Origin of the sequence: Oceanibacterium hippocampi, from assembly GCF_900172325.1 — a bacterium.
GTDB lineage: Bacteria > Pseudomonadota > Alphaproteobacteria > Sneathiellales > Sneathiellaceae > Oceanibacterium > Oceanibacterium hippocampi.
In genome coordinates this window covers 680515-694945 of sequence record NZ_FWFR01000001.1, presented here as the reverse complement: position 1 = coordinate 694945, position 14431 = coordinate 680515, and the positions used below count along the sequence as shown (strand labels likewise).

Annotated in this window: 14 protein-coding genes; 2 read left to right on the top strand and 12 right to left on the bottom strand. The window is 67.2% G+C overall.

The window, feature by feature from the left end:
* Positions 1-19 precede the first annotated feature (19 nt).
* The 5 genes from rplT to OCH7691_RS03210 all read right to left on the bottom strand — a co-directional run bounded on the left by rplT (position 20) and on the right by OCH7691_RS03210 (position 3657).
* The gene (gene rplT, locus OCH7691_RS03230; RefSeq protein ID WP_085881969.1) at positions 20-382 is read right to left on the bottom strand and encodes a 50S ribosomal protein L20; all 363 of its coding nucleotides are present in this window, start codon (positions 380-382) and stop codon (positions 20-22) included.
* A 12-nt stretch (positions 383-394) separates the two neighbouring features.
* On the bottom strand, positions 395-592 hold the full coding sequence (gene rpmI / locus OCH7691_RS03225; protein ID WP_085881968.1) for a 50S ribosomal protein L35: 198 nt from the start codon (positions 590-592) through the stop codon (positions 395-397).
* Positions 593-789: 197 nt separating this feature from the next.
* Entirely contained in the window at positions 790-1308 is a 519-nt protein-coding gene (infC, locus tag OCH7691_RS03220; protein ID WP_217807910.1) for a translation initiation factor IF-3, read from the bottom strand.
* A 229-nt stretch (positions 1309-1537) separates the two neighbouring features.
* Positions 1538-2473, bottom strand: coding sequence for a glycosyltransferase family 9 protein (locus OCH7691_RS03215; protein WP_085881966.1), 936 nt, complete (start codon positions 2471-2473; stop codon positions 1538-1540).
* Positions 2470-3657: a glycosyltransferase family 4 protein gene (locus tag OCH7691_RS03210; RefSeq protein ID WP_085881965.1), complete on the bottom strand. Its 1188-nt coding sequence runs from the start codon at positions 3655-3657 to the stop codon at positions 2470-2472. Before OCH7691_RS03210 ends, OCH7691_RS03215 begins: the two co-directional genes overlap by 4 nt.
* A gap of 25 nt (positions 3658-3682) precedes the next feature.
* Between OCH7691_RS03210 and OCH7691_RS03205 the strand changes: the two genes are divergently transcribed.
* Complete coding sequence (locus tag OCH7691_RS03205; RefSeq protein WP_217807764.1) at positions 3683-4447, top strand: alpha/beta hydrolase; 765 nt, start codon at positions 3683-3685, stop codon at positions 4445-4447.
* 4 nt (positions 4448-4451) lie between these two features.
* Here OCH7691_RS03205 and OCH7691_RS03200 read toward each other — a convergent pair whose 3' ends face one another.
* The 3 genes from OCH7691_RS03200 to OCH7691_RS03190 are packed head-to-tail and all read right to left on the bottom strand — an operon-like array spanning position 4452 to position 6566.
* Positions 4452-4961: a peroxiredoxin-like family protein gene (locus OCH7691_RS03200; protein WP_085881964.1), complete on the bottom strand. Its 510-nt coding sequence runs from the start codon at positions 4959-4961 to the stop codon at positions 4452-4454.
* 31 nt (positions 4962-4992) lie between these two features.
* Positions 4993-5883 (bottom strand): SDR family oxidoreductase, encoded by an 891-nt coding sequence (locus OCH7691_RS03195; protein WP_085881963.1) that lies wholly within the window; start codon positions 5881-5883, stop codon positions 4993-4995.
* Positions 5880-6566, bottom strand: a complete 687-nt coding sequence (locus tag OCH7691_RS03190; protein WP_085881962.1) for a hypothetical protein — start codon at positions 6564-6566, stop codon at positions 5880-5882. The genes OCH7691_RS03195 and OCH7691_RS03190 overlap by 4 nt, the downstream gene beginning before the upstream one ends.
* Positions 6567-6727: 161 nt before the next feature.
* Here OCH7691_RS03190 and OCH7691_RS03185 point away from each other — a divergent pair, with 161 nt between their 5' ends.
* The gene (locus OCH7691_RS03185) at positions 6728-7495 is read left to right on the top strand and encodes a tetratricopeptide repeat protein (protein ID WP_085881961.1); all 768 of its coding nucleotides are present in this window, start codon (positions 6728-6730) and stop codon (positions 7493-7495) included.
* On the opposite strand, the gene queG is transcribed toward OCH7691_RS03185, so the two are convergent.
* From queG to gltB, 4 genes are all read right to left on the bottom strand, one after another.
* Complete coding sequence (gene queG, locus OCH7691_RS03180; RefSeq protein WP_085881960.1) at positions 7492-8640, bottom strand: tRNA epoxyqueuosine(34) reductase QueG; 1149 nt, start codon at positions 8638-8640, stop codon at positions 7492-7494. The genes OCH7691_RS03185 and queG overlap by 4 nt on opposite strands.
* Before the next feature lie 9 nt (positions 8641-8649).
* Entirely contained in the window at positions 8650-9318 is a 669-nt protein-coding gene (fzlA, locus tag OCH7691_RS03175; protein ID WP_085881959.1) for an FtsZ-binding protein FzlA, read from the bottom strand.
* Between the two features lie 119 nt (positions 9319-9437).
* Positions 9438-9713 carry a hypothetical protein gene (locus OCH7691_RS03170; protein WP_085881958.1) on the bottom strand — a complete coding sequence of 92 codons (276 nt, stop codon included), beginning with the start codon at positions 9711-9713 and terminating at the stop codon, positions 9438-9440.
* A 163-nt stretch (positions 9714-9876) separates the two neighbouring features.
* A complete protein-coding gene (gene gltB, locus OCH7691_RS03165; protein ID WP_085881957.1) occupies positions 9877-14418 on the bottom strand; it encodes a glutamate synthase large subunit in 4542 nt (1513 codons plus the stop codon).
* Positions 14419-14431 lie beyond the last annotated feature (13 nt).

The following is a 14431-nucleotide window of genomic DNA, read 5'->3' as shown; positions in this document are numbered from 1 at the left end:
CGGTTCGGGCCTGATCCGGTCAGGCGGCGACCATGGCCTTTTCCGCCTGGTCGACCAGGGACTTGAAGGCCTCGGGCTCGTGAACGGCGATATCGGCGAGGACCTTTCGGTCAAGCTCGATGCCGGCGGCCTTGAGGCCGCACATAAATCGGCCGTAGGTCACGCCGTGCAGGCGGCTCGCGGCGTTGATGCGCTGGATCCACAGGGCGCGGAAATTGCGCTTGCGGACGCGACGGTCGCGATAGGCGTATTGCCCGGCGCGCTCGACCGCCTGTACCGCCGTGCGGAACGTGTTCTTGCGGCGGCCACGGTAACCCTTGGCGGCCTTGATGACCTTGAGGTGCCGGGCGTGCGCGCGCGGACCTCCCTTAACGCGGGCCATTGTCTATTCTCCTCAACCGTAGGGCATGTAGCGTTTGACGATCTTGGCGTCTGCATCGGCCATGATCGTCGTTCCGCGCAGATTGCGGATCTGGTCGTTGGTTCGCTTGATCATGCCATGGCGCTTGCCGGCAAGCTGACGGCGAACCTTACCCGTCGCGGTGAGGCGGAATCGCTTCTTGGCGCCGCTCTTCGTCTTCATTTTGGGCATTTTGCTTCCTTGGTCTGTCACATCGCATCGCAACGCGAAGCATTCGGGGCGGCCACGGCATGCCCTGTGCTGGCCGGACCGCCCGATGAAGGCGATGCTTATAGCTGTCTGTATTGGCGAATGCAAGCCTGCGCAAGGCGCGGAGACATCCGCCAGGTCGGTCTGCCCGGTCCCCCGCAAGAGCCGCGGAACGCGGCTCAGCGAGGGGCGATCACCATGGTCATCTGGCGGCCTTCCATCTTCGGAAGCTGCTCGACCTTGGCCTGTTCCTCGGTATCGTTGCGGACCCGGTCGAGAACGCGCATGCCGAGATCCTGATGCGCCATTTCGCGACCGCGAAAGCGCAGCGTGACCTTGACCTTGTCGCCCTCGGACAGAAAGCGGTCGATCGCGCGCATCTTCACGTCGTAGTCGTGCTGATCGATGTTCGGACGCATCTTGATCTCCTTGATCTCGATGGTCTTCTGCTTCTTGCGCGCCTCGTTCGCCTTCTTCTGTTCCTCGTATTTGAAGCGGCCGTAGTCCATGAGCTTGCAGACCGGCGGTGCGGCGTTCGGCGATACCTCGACGAGGTCGAGACCGGCCTCCTCGGCCATCGCCATGGCCTTCACTTTGGTCACAACACCGTGGTTGTCGCCTTTGTCGTCGATAAGGCGGACGCTCGGGACGTCGATCTCGTCGTTAACCCTCGGCCCCTCGCGGGACGGGGGAGTCAGAACCCTAGGTGGACGTGCTATTTAGAACCTCCTTTCGCATTTCCATTGCGGCCGTGCCGGAATTGCGCCTGACAGGGCGAATCGGCGGCGGACCGCGGGACGTTGGCGGTTAGCCGATAACATATCGGCAGTCAATGAAATATTAATCACCAAAGCCCCGATTCAGAAAGGATAATTCGCTGGAACCGGGCCGCAAGGGTGGCGCTTTCCGTCGCTTTCCGGGGTCCCCTCATGGCGCCCAGACGGAAAGCCGGGCCCGCACCCTTTGGCTGTCCAGATCGCCGAGATCGTCCTCCCTCAGCAGCTCGACCGCGGCCCCGCGCGGGGCCGAGAGGGCCGGATCGGAGGCGGCCGAGAAAAGCACCAGCGAGCGCGTTCCGACCGCCGCCGCGAGATGCATCGGCCCGGTATCGTTGCCGACGGCGAAGGCTGCCCGGCGCAAGATGCCGGCAAGGGCGAAGAGGTCGGTCCGTCCCGCCAGGTCGCGCGCACCGGGCACCATACCGGCGATCTCGGCCGCCAGCGGCCGGTCGGCGGAGGCGCCGAGAATCACGGTCGCCAGACCACTCTTGGCCAGCGCCCGCGCGAGTTCGGCAAAGCGCGGCGCCGGCCAGCGCTTCTCCGGGCGGTGCGGCGCCGCGCCCGGGATCAGCGCGGCGTAACGGGATGGCAGGTCGAGGGCGCTCACGTCGTCATCCAGCCAGGCAAGCGCCGGCCGCTCGCCGAGACCGATCCCGGCGACCGCGAGCTGCTCGGCAAAGCGGTCGAGGGCATGCAGGCGCTTTCGCTGCGGATTGTCGTGCCGGTGCGAGGCGCCGGCGGCGGTGCCGCACCATTCCGGCCGGCGACCGGCCATGAAGAAACGGTAATAGAAATCGGTGCGGCCGGAGCATTGCAGGTCGTAGACCCGGGCGAACCCGCCCTGGCGGAGACGCCGCGCGAGCCTCAGGTGGCTGGCGACATGCCACGGCCGCAGACGGTCGTCGATCCAGACGGCATCGAACAGGCCCGACCGCTCGGCGAGCGCGCGGTAGGGCGAACTGGTCAGCAGCGTGATATGGGCATCCGGATGGGCGCGGCGGATCGCCGTCGCCGGCCAGAGCGCCATCACGACATCGCCGAGCGCGCCGTGCCGGATGACCAGGATCCGCGTTCTGCCGCTCATGACGGCCAGATCAGCGAGGCGTAGACTTCCAGCGTCCGGGCACACATCCGTTCGACCGTGAAATTCTCGGCGACATGCCGCCGCGCCCGTTCGGCAACCGCGGCCCGCTCGCCGGCCGACAGGGTAATCGCCACCGAGAGCGCCGCCGCCAGGTCGGCCGCGTCGCCCGGCCGCACCAGCCAGCCGGTTTCGCCTTCCAGTACGGTCTCCCGCGCCCCGCCATGGTTGCTGGCGATCACCGGCCGTCCCATCGCCTGCGCCTCTGCCGCGACCCGCCCGAAGCCTTCCGGCACGGTCGAGGGCGAAACCACCACGTCGGCCAGCATGTACGCGGCCGGCATGTCGTTGCAGGCGTCGAGCAGGCGCACCGACCCCTCGAGGCCATGACTGCGGATCGCCGCCTCCAGTTCCTCGCGATATTGCCGCCGTCCCTGGTCGCCGCCGACGATCAGGGTCAGGATATCCATGCCCTGCAGGCTGGAAAGCGCCTCGATGAGCACATGGTGGCCCTTGAGCCGGGTCAGGCGGCCCGGCATCAGGACCGTCGGCAGGCCGTCAGGGAGGCGCCAGCGGCGCGCCAGGGCGAACAACCGCTCGGCGCTTACCGCCGCCGGGTTGAAATAACCCGTGTCGACGCCGCGATGGATCGTCGCCAGGTTCTCGGCTGGGACATGCAGCGCCGTGCGGGCATAATCGGCGACGAAGTCGGAGATCGCGATCACCCGATCGCCCTTGCCCATGATCCCGTTGTAGAGGCGCTTCAAACCGCTGTTCGCCGGATACGGCGCATGAACCGTGGTCACGAAGGGGGCCTTGACCTGGCGCGCCGCCTGACGGGCGCTCCAGGCCGGCGCCCGGCTCCGTGCATGGATCAGATCGACCTGGCGGGCGGCGGCGAGGTCGGCCAGCCGCGCCACGTTGCGCCACATCGTCCAGGGCTGCTTGCTGTCGACCGGCAGGGTGACATGTTCACCGCCCGCGCGCTCGATCTGGTAGGCCATCTCTCCGCCGGCCGAGGCCACGATCGCCCGCCATCCGCCGGCCGCGAGCGCACGCGCAATCTCGACGGTGCCGCGCTCGACTCCGCCGCCGGCCGCATCGAGCGCCGGCACCACCTGCAGCACGGTCGGCGCACGGCGTTTGCCGGCCGACTGCCCGGTGCTAGACTGCGGCTCGTTTTCCATGATGATGATTGTGATGGCTGGCCAGATGAACGACGCGACCGCCCCAGACTACCTTCCGCGCCCGGACGGCCAGGCTATCGCCTATCACCATCTTCCGGGCTTGTCACCCGGCGTGATCTTCCTCGGCGGCTTCCGCTCGGACATGACCGGGACCAAGGCGACCGCGCTCGAGGAATGCTGCCGTCGCTTCGGTCGCGCCTTCACCCGTTTCGACTATCTCGGGCACGGCCAGTCGACCGGCGACTTCGCCGACGGAACTATCAGCCGCTGGACCGACGACGCGATCTCGATCCTCGACGAGGCGACGTCCGGGCCGCAGATCCTGGTCGGCTCGTCGATGGGCGGCTGGATCATGCTGCTGGCCGCCATGACGCGACCCGAGCGCGTCGCCGGCCTCGTCGGGATCGCGCCCGCGCCGGATTTCACCGACTGGATGTGGGAGGACCTGGCGCCCGAGGAACAGGCCGCGATCACCCGCGACGGCCGCCTCGAACAGCCTTCCCAGTATGCCGACGAACCCTACGTCTTCACCGAGAAGCTGTTCCGCGACGGGCGGCGGAACCGGGTCCTCGATCGCGCCGTGCCGTTCGGCGGGCCGGTCCGGATCCTGCACGGGATGGCGGATCCGGACGTGCCCTGGCGGCGCTCGCTCGAACTGGTCGATCGGCTCGAATCCGACGACGTCGTCGTCACCTTCATCAAGGACGGCGATCACCGGTTGTCCCGGGACGAGGACCTGTCCCGCCTGATCAGCGAGGTGGAATCGCTCGCCCAGGGACTGGCGGAATAATCCCTCAGGCCTCGCCGCGCGGCGGATAGTCCCTGGCCGTCACGAAGTCGATCGCGGACAGGATCTCGTCGAGCTTCGGTCGGGCGAAGGGCATCGAGGCGATCTGGGCGAAATAGATCTCGCCGTCCGGACGCACGAGAAACAGGCCGGGTTCGCCGAAGCGGGCGGGCTCCTTGTCGCTGATCGCGTTCGAGACGAACAGGCCCCATTCCCGCATCGACGTCTCGCTCTGCCCGTAGCCGAGCGTCAGGCCATCGATATCCCAGTCGGCGACCGTCTTCTCGGCCCGCTCGCGGCTGTCGCCGCTCACCGCGATCACGCCGATGCCGCGCTTCTCGAACTCCGGCAGCTTGCGCGTCAGCTCGGCAAGCTGGCGCGAGCAGATCGGGCAATGCAGCCCGCGATAGAAGACGATCAGGGTGAAGGCTTCGGGGGACTGCTCGGCAAGCGACCAGCGGCCACCGGAGACGAGAGCCAGATCGAGCGCGGGGGCCTGCTGGCGGGGTTTGACCATTCTTGCCGTCTCCTTGATTTGGAATGTCTGTTCAATCTAGGGACCGCAGCAATGCCTTCAATCCCTCGCGATAGGTCGGGTACCGGAGGTCGACGCAAAGTTCCTTCCTGATCCGGGTATTCCGGACCCGCCGGTTGTCGGCGTAGAAACTCCGGGCCATCGGGCTCAGATCGGCAGCCTCGAAGGGGATCGCGGGCGGCGGCTCGAGGCCGAGAAGGCTCGCGGCATAGACGATGACCTCGCCGGGCGGCGCCGGTTCGTCATCGCAGACATTGTAGACAGCGCCGGGATCCGGCCGCGCGATCGAGGCTTCCAGCACCTCGGCGATATCGTCGACGTGAATGCGGGAAAATACCTGTCCCGGCTTCTCGATCCGTTTCGCCGTGCCGTTCCGCAGGCTTTCGAGCTGGTTCCGTCCGGGGCCGTAGATCCCGGCCAGCCGGAAGACATGGACCGGCAGCCCGAGACGACGGTGAAAGTCGCGCCACGCCGTTTCGGCCTCGAGCCGGCGCAGGCTTCGGCCCGGTCCGGGATCGCAGGGCGCGGTTTCGTCGACCCAGGCGCCACCCGTGTCGCCGTAGACCCCGGTCGTCGAGAGGTATCCGACCCAGGAGACGTCCGGAAGACCGGCAAGGGAATCGCCATAGGCGTCAAGCACCGGGTCGCCCTCCGCCACCGGCGGGATCGAGAGCAGCAGGTGACTGTAGCCGGCCAGATCGGCGAGCGGCGGCGGCGCGATACCGGGGCCGAAACAGGATGCCGCGATGCCCCGGTCCCGGAGTGCGGCAGCCTTCTCCGCGTCCCGACAGGTTCCGCCGACGCGCCAGCCGCGTGTGGCCACGCGTCTGACGAGAACCAGGGCCGAGAAGCCGAGCCCGAAGACGAAAAGCCCCGGACCGCGCTTGGTCGGCGACCGGGTCATTCGACCGCCAGCGGCCGCGCCCGGATCACCACCTCGGCATTGACGACCAGCTTGGCCGACACCGCCATTGCGCCGTCGCTTTCCTTCATCAGGGCCATGCGCGGCTGCGCGGCATAGCTCGTTTCGGGTACGAAATTGACCCTGGATACCGTGAAGGAGCGATCCTTGAAGGTCTCGTTCAGAGCAGCGATCTCCTGCGTCACGCGACCGTAGATCTCGCGTCGGACGGCGGCCGTCGCCGCCTCACGCTCGGCCAGCGTGGGCGTGAACTCGATCCCGGCCAGCGTCAGCTTCAGGCCGGGCTCGCTCGCCTTCGTGGCGCGGTCCCGCATGCCGCCGAGGGCATTCTCCGCGATCCGCGCCTCGGCGAGGATGTTCCAGCGCTCCAGCCCGGAGCTGTCTTCGCTCTGGTCGAAACTTGTGATCGTCCAGTTCGCCTGCGGCGCCATGGCGTCGAGCGCGGCAAGCGCCCGGCCCCGCACGTCGCTGCTGTCGCTCGCCTGGAAGGCGGCGGCGATCGCCACCCGGACCGTTGCGTCCGTCGATTCCACCCAGCGTTCCGACACCATCCGGAGCACGATTTCATCGGACGGGGGCGGGTTCGGGGAACCGGCGGGCTGCGCCGTCGCGACGGCGGCAGTGAGTATCAGCATCAGGGCTGCAAGGGGCGTGAGATAGCGCATCGTCGTCCTCTCGTTCGTTACCGCACATCGCCGGTCATGCCGGCCGCATACAGTCCTGCCACTTAGGTACGGAACGCGGCAACAATATGTCATGGCACGCAACAGCGGGCGCCCGAAAGTTGTCACTTGCATCGCGACGCGGAAATGGACACTTTCCGGCCATGCCACGGAAACATCGTCCCGGCGCCGCGATCGCGATCGCGGCCCTCGCGGTCACGGCCGCACTCCCCGTGCAGGCCGAGGTCGACGATTCGGCGCATCAGTATGCCGCCTGCATCAACCTGACCCAGCGCGACCCCGAGAACGCCTTCGAATCCGCCCTTGCCTGGCACGACGAAGGCGGCGGAACGCCGGCCGATCATTGCGCCGCGATGGCCCTCGTCGCGCTCGGCGAATACGGCGAGGCGGCGACCCGGCTCGAGGCGCTGGCCGACGAAATGGTCCGGAGCAATCCGGACCTAGTCGCCCAGACCCTGGCCCAGGCGGCCAATGCCTGGATGCTGGCCGACGCCTCCGGCCGCGCCGAGGCGGTTCTGACGGCGGCCCTGGAGCGGGCACCGGAAGATCCGGAACTGCTCATCGATCGGGCGCGCGCCCGCGCCGAACTGGGCATTCTCGACGAGGCGGTCTCGGACCTCGACCTTGTCCTCTCCCTCGACCCGACACGGGCAGACGCGCTCGCCTTCCGGGCCGCGGCGCGACGCCATCTCGGGCAGACAGAACTGGCGCTCGAAGATGTCGAAACGGCACTCGTGATCAATCCTGGCTCGGTCGACGCCCTGCTCGAACGCGGCATCCTGCGCCGCATGGAAGGCGACCGCGACGGCGCCCGGCACGACTGGATGACGATCATCGAGATCGCGGCGAACACGCCGGCGAGCGACTTGGCCCGCGCCAATATCGAACAGATGGACGTCAGGGCGGACTAACCGTCTCGCCATTCGCGGCGAACCTCCGGGTCGGTCTCGCGAACCATCAGATCGTCCCGCCGGGCCGCGAAGGCGTCGGCCGGAAGCAATCTCGACAATGCCCAGACGGCCATCGCCCGGACCAGTGGCGAGGCGTCTCCGGTCAATCGTTCCAGCAGCGGAACGGCGTCGATATCGCCGCTGTTTCCGAGCGCGATGAGGACGTTCCGGACGAAGCGGTCACGCCCGGTGCGCTTGATTGGGGAACCGGCGAACAGCGCCCGGAAGGACGCATCGTCGAGTTCGGCCAGATCGCGGAGCCTCGGCGCCGTCAGCTCCGCCCTCGGCAGGAAGCCGGGCTCCTTCGTCGACCGGGCGAACTTGTTCCACGGGCAGACGGCGAGGCAATCGTCGCAGCCATAGATCCGGTTGCCCATCGCGGCACGGAACTCGACCTCGATATGGCCCTTGTGCTCGATCGTGAGATAGGAAATGCAACGCCGGGCATCGACCTGGAAGGGCGCCGGAAAGGCCTTCGTCGGACAGATGTCGAGGCAGGCCCGGCAGCTCCCGCAATGACCGTCCGAGGGCTGGTCCGGGGCCAGTTCGAGGCTCGTGTAGAGGGTCCCGAGGAACAGCCAGGACCCGTGCTCCCGGCTCAGCAGGTTGCTGTGCTTGCCCTGCCAGCCGAGGCCGGCGGCGGCGGCAAGCGGCTTCTCCATTACCGGCGCCGTATCGACAAAGACCTTCAGCTCGCCGCCGAACCGCCCCACCATCCAGCGGGCGAGTTCCTTGAGGCGACGCTTCAGGATGTCGTGATAGTCACGGTTGCGGGCATAGACCGAGACGATGCCGCGGTCGGGATGGTCGAGCAGCGCCATCGGATCGCCCGCCGGCCCGTAGTTGAGCGCGACCGCGACGACGCTGCGGGCGTCCGGCCAGAGCCCTCTCGGCGAGCCCCGTCGATCGGGATCGCGGGCCAGCCAGTCCATGCCGCCGTGGCGGCCAAGGGCGATGTAGGCGTCGAGACGGGCCCGGGCATCGGGAATGGCGTCCGCGTCGGTGACGCCGACCGCATCGAAGCCGAGCCGGCGCGCCTCAACCCGGATCGCCTCGGACCGGTCGGACGGCGTCACGCCGTCCGTTGTCGCCTCGGCCCCGCTCATCGCCCGGCCTCAGAAATCGAGGTCCGCGTAGTGCTTGGGCGGCGGCAGGCCGCGCACCTGGTCGGCAAGCAGCGAGCGGAAGGTCGGCCGTGACTTGATTCGCGCGTACCAGTCCCGGGCGAGCGGGAAGTCGTCCCAGGGAATGGCCCCCAGATAGTCGACGCAGGCGATCTGTGCCGAGGCGGCGATATCGGCGAGCGAGAATTCCTCGCCTGCGAGCCAGTTGCGCCGTTCGCTGAGGAAGCTGACATAGTCGAGATGATAGCGGATGTTGTGCTGGCCGGCGCGGATCACCGCGCTTTCCGGATAGCCCTCGCCCTTGAGCCGCTTGATCACCTTCTCGCCGACCAGATAGTTCGTCACGTCGGCGTGGAAGCGGAGGTCGAACCAGGCCACGAGGCGTCGGGTCTCGGCCCGGTGAACCGGGTCGAAGCCGATCAGCGGGCGATCCGGGTAGGCTTCGTCGAGATACTCGCAGATGGCCTGGCTCTCGGCCAGAACCGTGCCGTCGTCCTCCACAAGCACGGGCACCTCGCCGGCCGGGTTGAGGACCAGGAAGTCGGGATCGGCAGCCCAGGGCTCGATCGGCGCAAGCTCGAAATCCAGCGCCTTTTCCTTGAGCGCTAGCCTGACCTTCCGGCAATGGGGCGATAACGCAAAATGATAGAGACGGCGCATGTCGCGGACGAGGATGAAGACAGCCTCGTCACATAAAGGTGGGGTCGGCGGCGGTCAAGGCCTGCGGGCCCGGCCGGCCGTGTCCCAGGAGCCGGGGAACGCCACGACAGCGCCGGAAGTCAGTTGAGCATGCGGCGCGAGGCCGGCGGCGCGGCATCGCCAAGGAGGACGCGGGCGGCCCGGGCGACATGGCGGAAGGCAGCCGCCAGTTCGCTCTTGCCGGCCCAGTCGAGACGGCGGGCCTTGTCCTCGACGATCGCGATCGAATCGACGCCATAGGCGTCAACGACCAGTTCGGCGGCCCAGTCGAGCGTGCCGGCGGCAATCAGCGACGGGTCGGTCCACATCTCGAGGCCCGGGAGGGCGAAGTCGGTACGGGGGGCGGTGCGTTGCATCGGTGGCATCCTTGTGCAGGTTCGACTATCAACCTCGCAAGGAGCGCGCCAGTCAGGGCGCCGCCCTAACATCCTGATTTTATTAGATTGTTTCGTCCATCGCAGCGAAGCGCCCCCGCCACCCGGCAAGATTCGCCGGGCGGCGGTCGGCAGCATTCGCCGGTCAGGCGCTTTCCGCGCCGGCGGTTTCGCTCAACGGATAGGGGATCAACGCCAGCATCTCCTTCGGGCAGACCTGCCAGAACTTGCCGACCGCGCGATCCCAGTTGGTCAGCAGGGATTCCGCCAGCGGCGACTGCGTTTCCTGATGGTGATGTTCGACGATCGAGCGCAGATCGTTTTCCCAATGGGACGAGGCGATACGCTGGTAGACCACCGAATCACCGTTGATATGGTGCCCCATGGTGCCCGCCGGATCGTAGATATAGGCCATCCCCCCGGTCATTCCGGCCGCGAAGTTGTCGCCGATCGAGCCGAGGATCACCACCGTCCCGCCGGTCATGTATTCGCAGCCGTTGGCGCCGCAGCCCTCGATCACGGCGATCGCGCCGGAATTGCGCACGGCGAAGCGTTCGCCGCCCTGTCCGGCGGCAAAGAGCTGGCCCGCCGTGGCCCCGTAGAGCACCGTATTGCCGACGATCGTGTTCTCGTGCCAGACCAGCGTCGAGGACGGCATCGGCCGCACCACGATGGTCCCGCCGCACAATCCCTTGCCGACATAGTCGTTGGCGTCGCCGAAGACCTCGAGCTTGAGGCCCTGCACCGCGAAGGCGCCGAGCGACTGGCCGGCCGAACCGCGCAGGCGCACCGTGATATGGCCCGGCGCCAGGCCCGAATTGCCGTGCAGGCGGGCGATCTTGGACGACAGCTTGGTGCCGATCGCCCGATGGGTATTGCGGATCGAGTAGGCGAGCTGCATGCGGCCGCCGCCCTTGGCGAAAACCGTTTCGGCATCGCGGATCATCTGCGCGTCGAGGGTTTCCGGGACCGGGTTCGGACCGACCACCTGGTTGACCCGCGGATGTCCGCCGGCGTCGGCCTGGGTCAGCAGCGGATTGAGGTCGAGATCGTCGAGATACTCGGAACCACGGCCGACCTGGTGCAGCAGGTCGGAACGGCCGACGATCTCCTCGATCGAGCGATAGCCGAGCGAGGCCAGGATCTCGCGCACTTCCTCGGCGATGAAGCTCATCAGGTTGACGACCTTCTCCGGCGTGCCGGTGAATTTTCTGCGCAGTTCCTCGTCCTGCGTACAGACCCCGACCGGGCAGGTGTTGGAATGGCATTGCCGGACCATGATGCAGCCCATGACGATCAGGCCGAGCGTGCCGATGCCGTATTCCTCGGCGCCCAGCATGGCCGCGATGACGATGTCGCGCCCGGTCTTCAGGCCGCCGTCGGTGCGCAGCAGGACCCGGTGCCGGAGCCGGTTCAGGGTCAGCACCTGGTTGACCTCGGACAGGCCCATTTCCCACGGAACGCCGGCATATTTCACCGATGTCTGCGGGCTCGCGCCGGTGCCGCCGGAATGCCCGGAGATCATGATCACGTCGGCCTTCGCCTTGGCGACGCCGGCGGCGACCGTGCCGATGCCCGATTCAGCCACCAGCTTCACGCAGACCCGGGCGTCCGGATTGATCTGCTTCAGATCGTAGATGAGCTGCGCGAGATCCTCGATCGAATAGATGTCGTGATGCGGCGGCGGCGAAATGAGCGTCACGCCCGGCGTCGAATGGCGCAGCGTGGCGATCATCTCCGAGACCTTGAAGCCCGGAAGCTGGCCGCCCTCGCCGGGCTTCGCCCCCTGCGCGATCTTGATCTCGATCTCTTCGCAGTTGTTCAGATACTCCGCCGTCACGCCGAAGCGGCCCGAGGCGATCTGCTTGATCGCCGAGTTGGCGTTGTCGCCGTTGGCGCGCGGACGATAGCGTTCCTGGGCCTCGCCGCCCTCGCCGCAATCGGACTTCGCGCCGATCCGGTTCATCGCGATGGCCAGCGTCTCGTGCGCCTCCTTGCCGAGCGCGCCGAGCGACATCGCGCCGGTCACGAAGCGTTTGCGGATCTGGGTGATGCTCTCGACTTCCTCGATCGGGATCGCCTCACGGTCGGACTGGAAGTCGATCAGATCGCGCAGGTTGACCGGCGCCATCGAGCGCACGCCCTCGGAATATTTCCGGTAGAGCGAATAGGCGTCGGTTGCGACCGCGTGCTGCAGCATGTGCACGAGCTGGCCATCGAAGGCATGCGCCTCGCCGTTGGCGCGCGACTTGTAGAGCCCGCCGACCGGCAGCGCCACGACGCCCTCGCGATAGGCGGTTTCGTGCTGATCGACGACCTTCTTCTCGATGCCGTTCAGGCCAATTCCGGAAATCCGCGACGGCATCCCCGGGAACAGGTCCTCGACCATCGCCCGGCTGAGCCCGAGCGCCTCGAAATTGTAGCCGCCGCGATAGGACGAAATGACCGAGATGCCCATCTTCGACATGATCTTGAGAAGGCCCTGGTCGACCGCCTTCTTGTAGCGCTGCAGGCAGGTCTTCGCGTCCATGCCGGGGAACAGCCCGCGGGCATGACGGTCGAGAACTGTCTCCTGCGCCAGATAGGTGTTCACGGTCGTTGCGCCGACGCCGATCAGCACCGCGACATGATGAACGTCGAGCACGTCTCCGGCCTGCACGTTGATCGAGGTGAAGGTCCGCAGGCCGCGCCGAACCAGATGGCTGTGCACGCCGCCGGCCGCGAGAATCGACGGAACCGGGATCTGATCCGGGCCGATCGCGCGGTCGGTCAGGACGAGCTGCGTGGCGCCGCCGCGAACGGCATCCTCGGCCTCCTCGCGGATCCGGTTGATCGCCTGATTGAGCGCGTTCGGCCCGTCCTTGCGGAAGGTGCAGTCGATCCGCGCGACCGCCTTGCCGACATAATCGAGCATGGCCTCGAACTCGCCGGTGGTCAGCAGCGGCGATTCGAGCTGCAGCACCTGGGTCTGGCTCGGATCCTCGTCGAGAACGTTGTTGAGGTTGAGCAGCCGGGTCTTCAGGCTCATCACCCGCGATTCGCGAAGGCTGTCGATCGGCGGATTGGTCACCTGGCTGAAGCGCTGGCGGAAATAGTCCTGCAGGCCGCGGAAGTGGTTCGAGAGCACGGCGACCGGGGTGTCGTCGCCCATCGAGCCGACCGCCTCCTTGCCCTCCTCGACCATCGGCTGGAGAATCATCTCGAGATCCTCGAGGCTCCAGCCCGCGGTCATCTGGCGGCGCCTGAGTTCGGCCCGCTCGAGCGTCGCCTGCTCGGGCGCGCTGGCGATGACCTCGTCGAGCGGCACCACGTTCTTCACCCACTGCGCGAAGGGGCGCAGCCCGGCCAGCCGGTCCTTGATCTCGCGATCGTGGTAGAGCCGGCCCTCGGCGAGGTCGACGGCGATCATCTGGCCGGGGCCGACACGGCCCTTCTCGATCGCGCGGTCCTCGGGCAGCGGCACCATGCCCGATTCCGAACCGACAACCAGGAGACCGTCTGCGCTCACGGTATAGCGCATCGGCCGCAGGCCGTTCCGGTCCATGCCGGCGACCAGCCAGCGCCCGTCGGTGGCGCAGATCGCCGCCGGACCGTCCCAGGGCTCCATCACGGTGTTGCAGTAGGCGTAGAGCGCGCGATGCGCGTCCGGCATGTCGGTGCTCTTCGACCAGCTTTCCGGGATCAGCAGGGTCTTCGCCATCGGCGCGTCGCGGCCGGCGCGCACCAGTACCTCGAAGACCGCGTCGAGCGCCGCCGAGTCCGAACTGCCTGCCTGCACGATCGGCTTGATATCGTCGCCATGATGGCCGAAGGCGTCCGAGACCATGCGGATCTCGTGGCTCTTCATCCAGTTGATGTTGCCGCGCACGGTATTGATCTCGCCGTTGTGGGCGAGCATGCGGAACGGCTGGGCGAGGCGCCAGGTAGGGAAGGTGTTGGTCGAGTAACGCTGGTGATAGATCGCGAAATTCGAGATGAAGCGCGGATCGAGCAGGTCCGGATAGAAGGACGTCAGTTGCTCGGCCAGGAACATGCCCTTGTAGATGATCGAACGGCATGACAGCGAGCAGATGTAGAAATCGGTGATATGGGCCGCCAGCACCCGCTTCTCGATCGAACGGCGGATGATGTAGAGGTCGCGCTCGAACTTGTCGCCGGATGCCCGCTTCCGGTTGTCGATCATGATCTGCTCGATCTCGGGCCGGGTCGCGTTGGCCTTCTCGCCAATGATCGTGGCGTCGACCGGCACCTGGCGCCAGCCGTAGATGCGGTAGCCGAAGCGCAGGATTTCCGCCTCGACGATGGTCCGGCAGGTCTCCTGGGCGACCAGGTCGGTCTTCGGCAGGAACACCATGCCGACGGCGATGCTGCCATGGCGGGGTTCGTGCCCGGTCCGGGCGACATGCTCCTCGAAGAAGTCGTGCGGAATCTGGACATGAATGCCGGTGCCGTCGCCGGTCTTGCCGTCGGCGTCGACGGCGCCCCGGTGCCAGACGGCCCGCAGCGCGGCGATTCCGGCCTCGACCACGTCGCGGCGCGGCGTGCCGTCGAGCGAGGCGACCAGTCCGACGCCGCAGGCGTCGTGTTCCTCGGCCGGGTCATAGAGGCCGTCGCGGGCGAGACGGGCGGCCTCCTCTTCCTGCCGGCGGACGATTTCGCTCCAGCTTTGCGGCTCGGCGTTCGACATGACGATTTCCCCC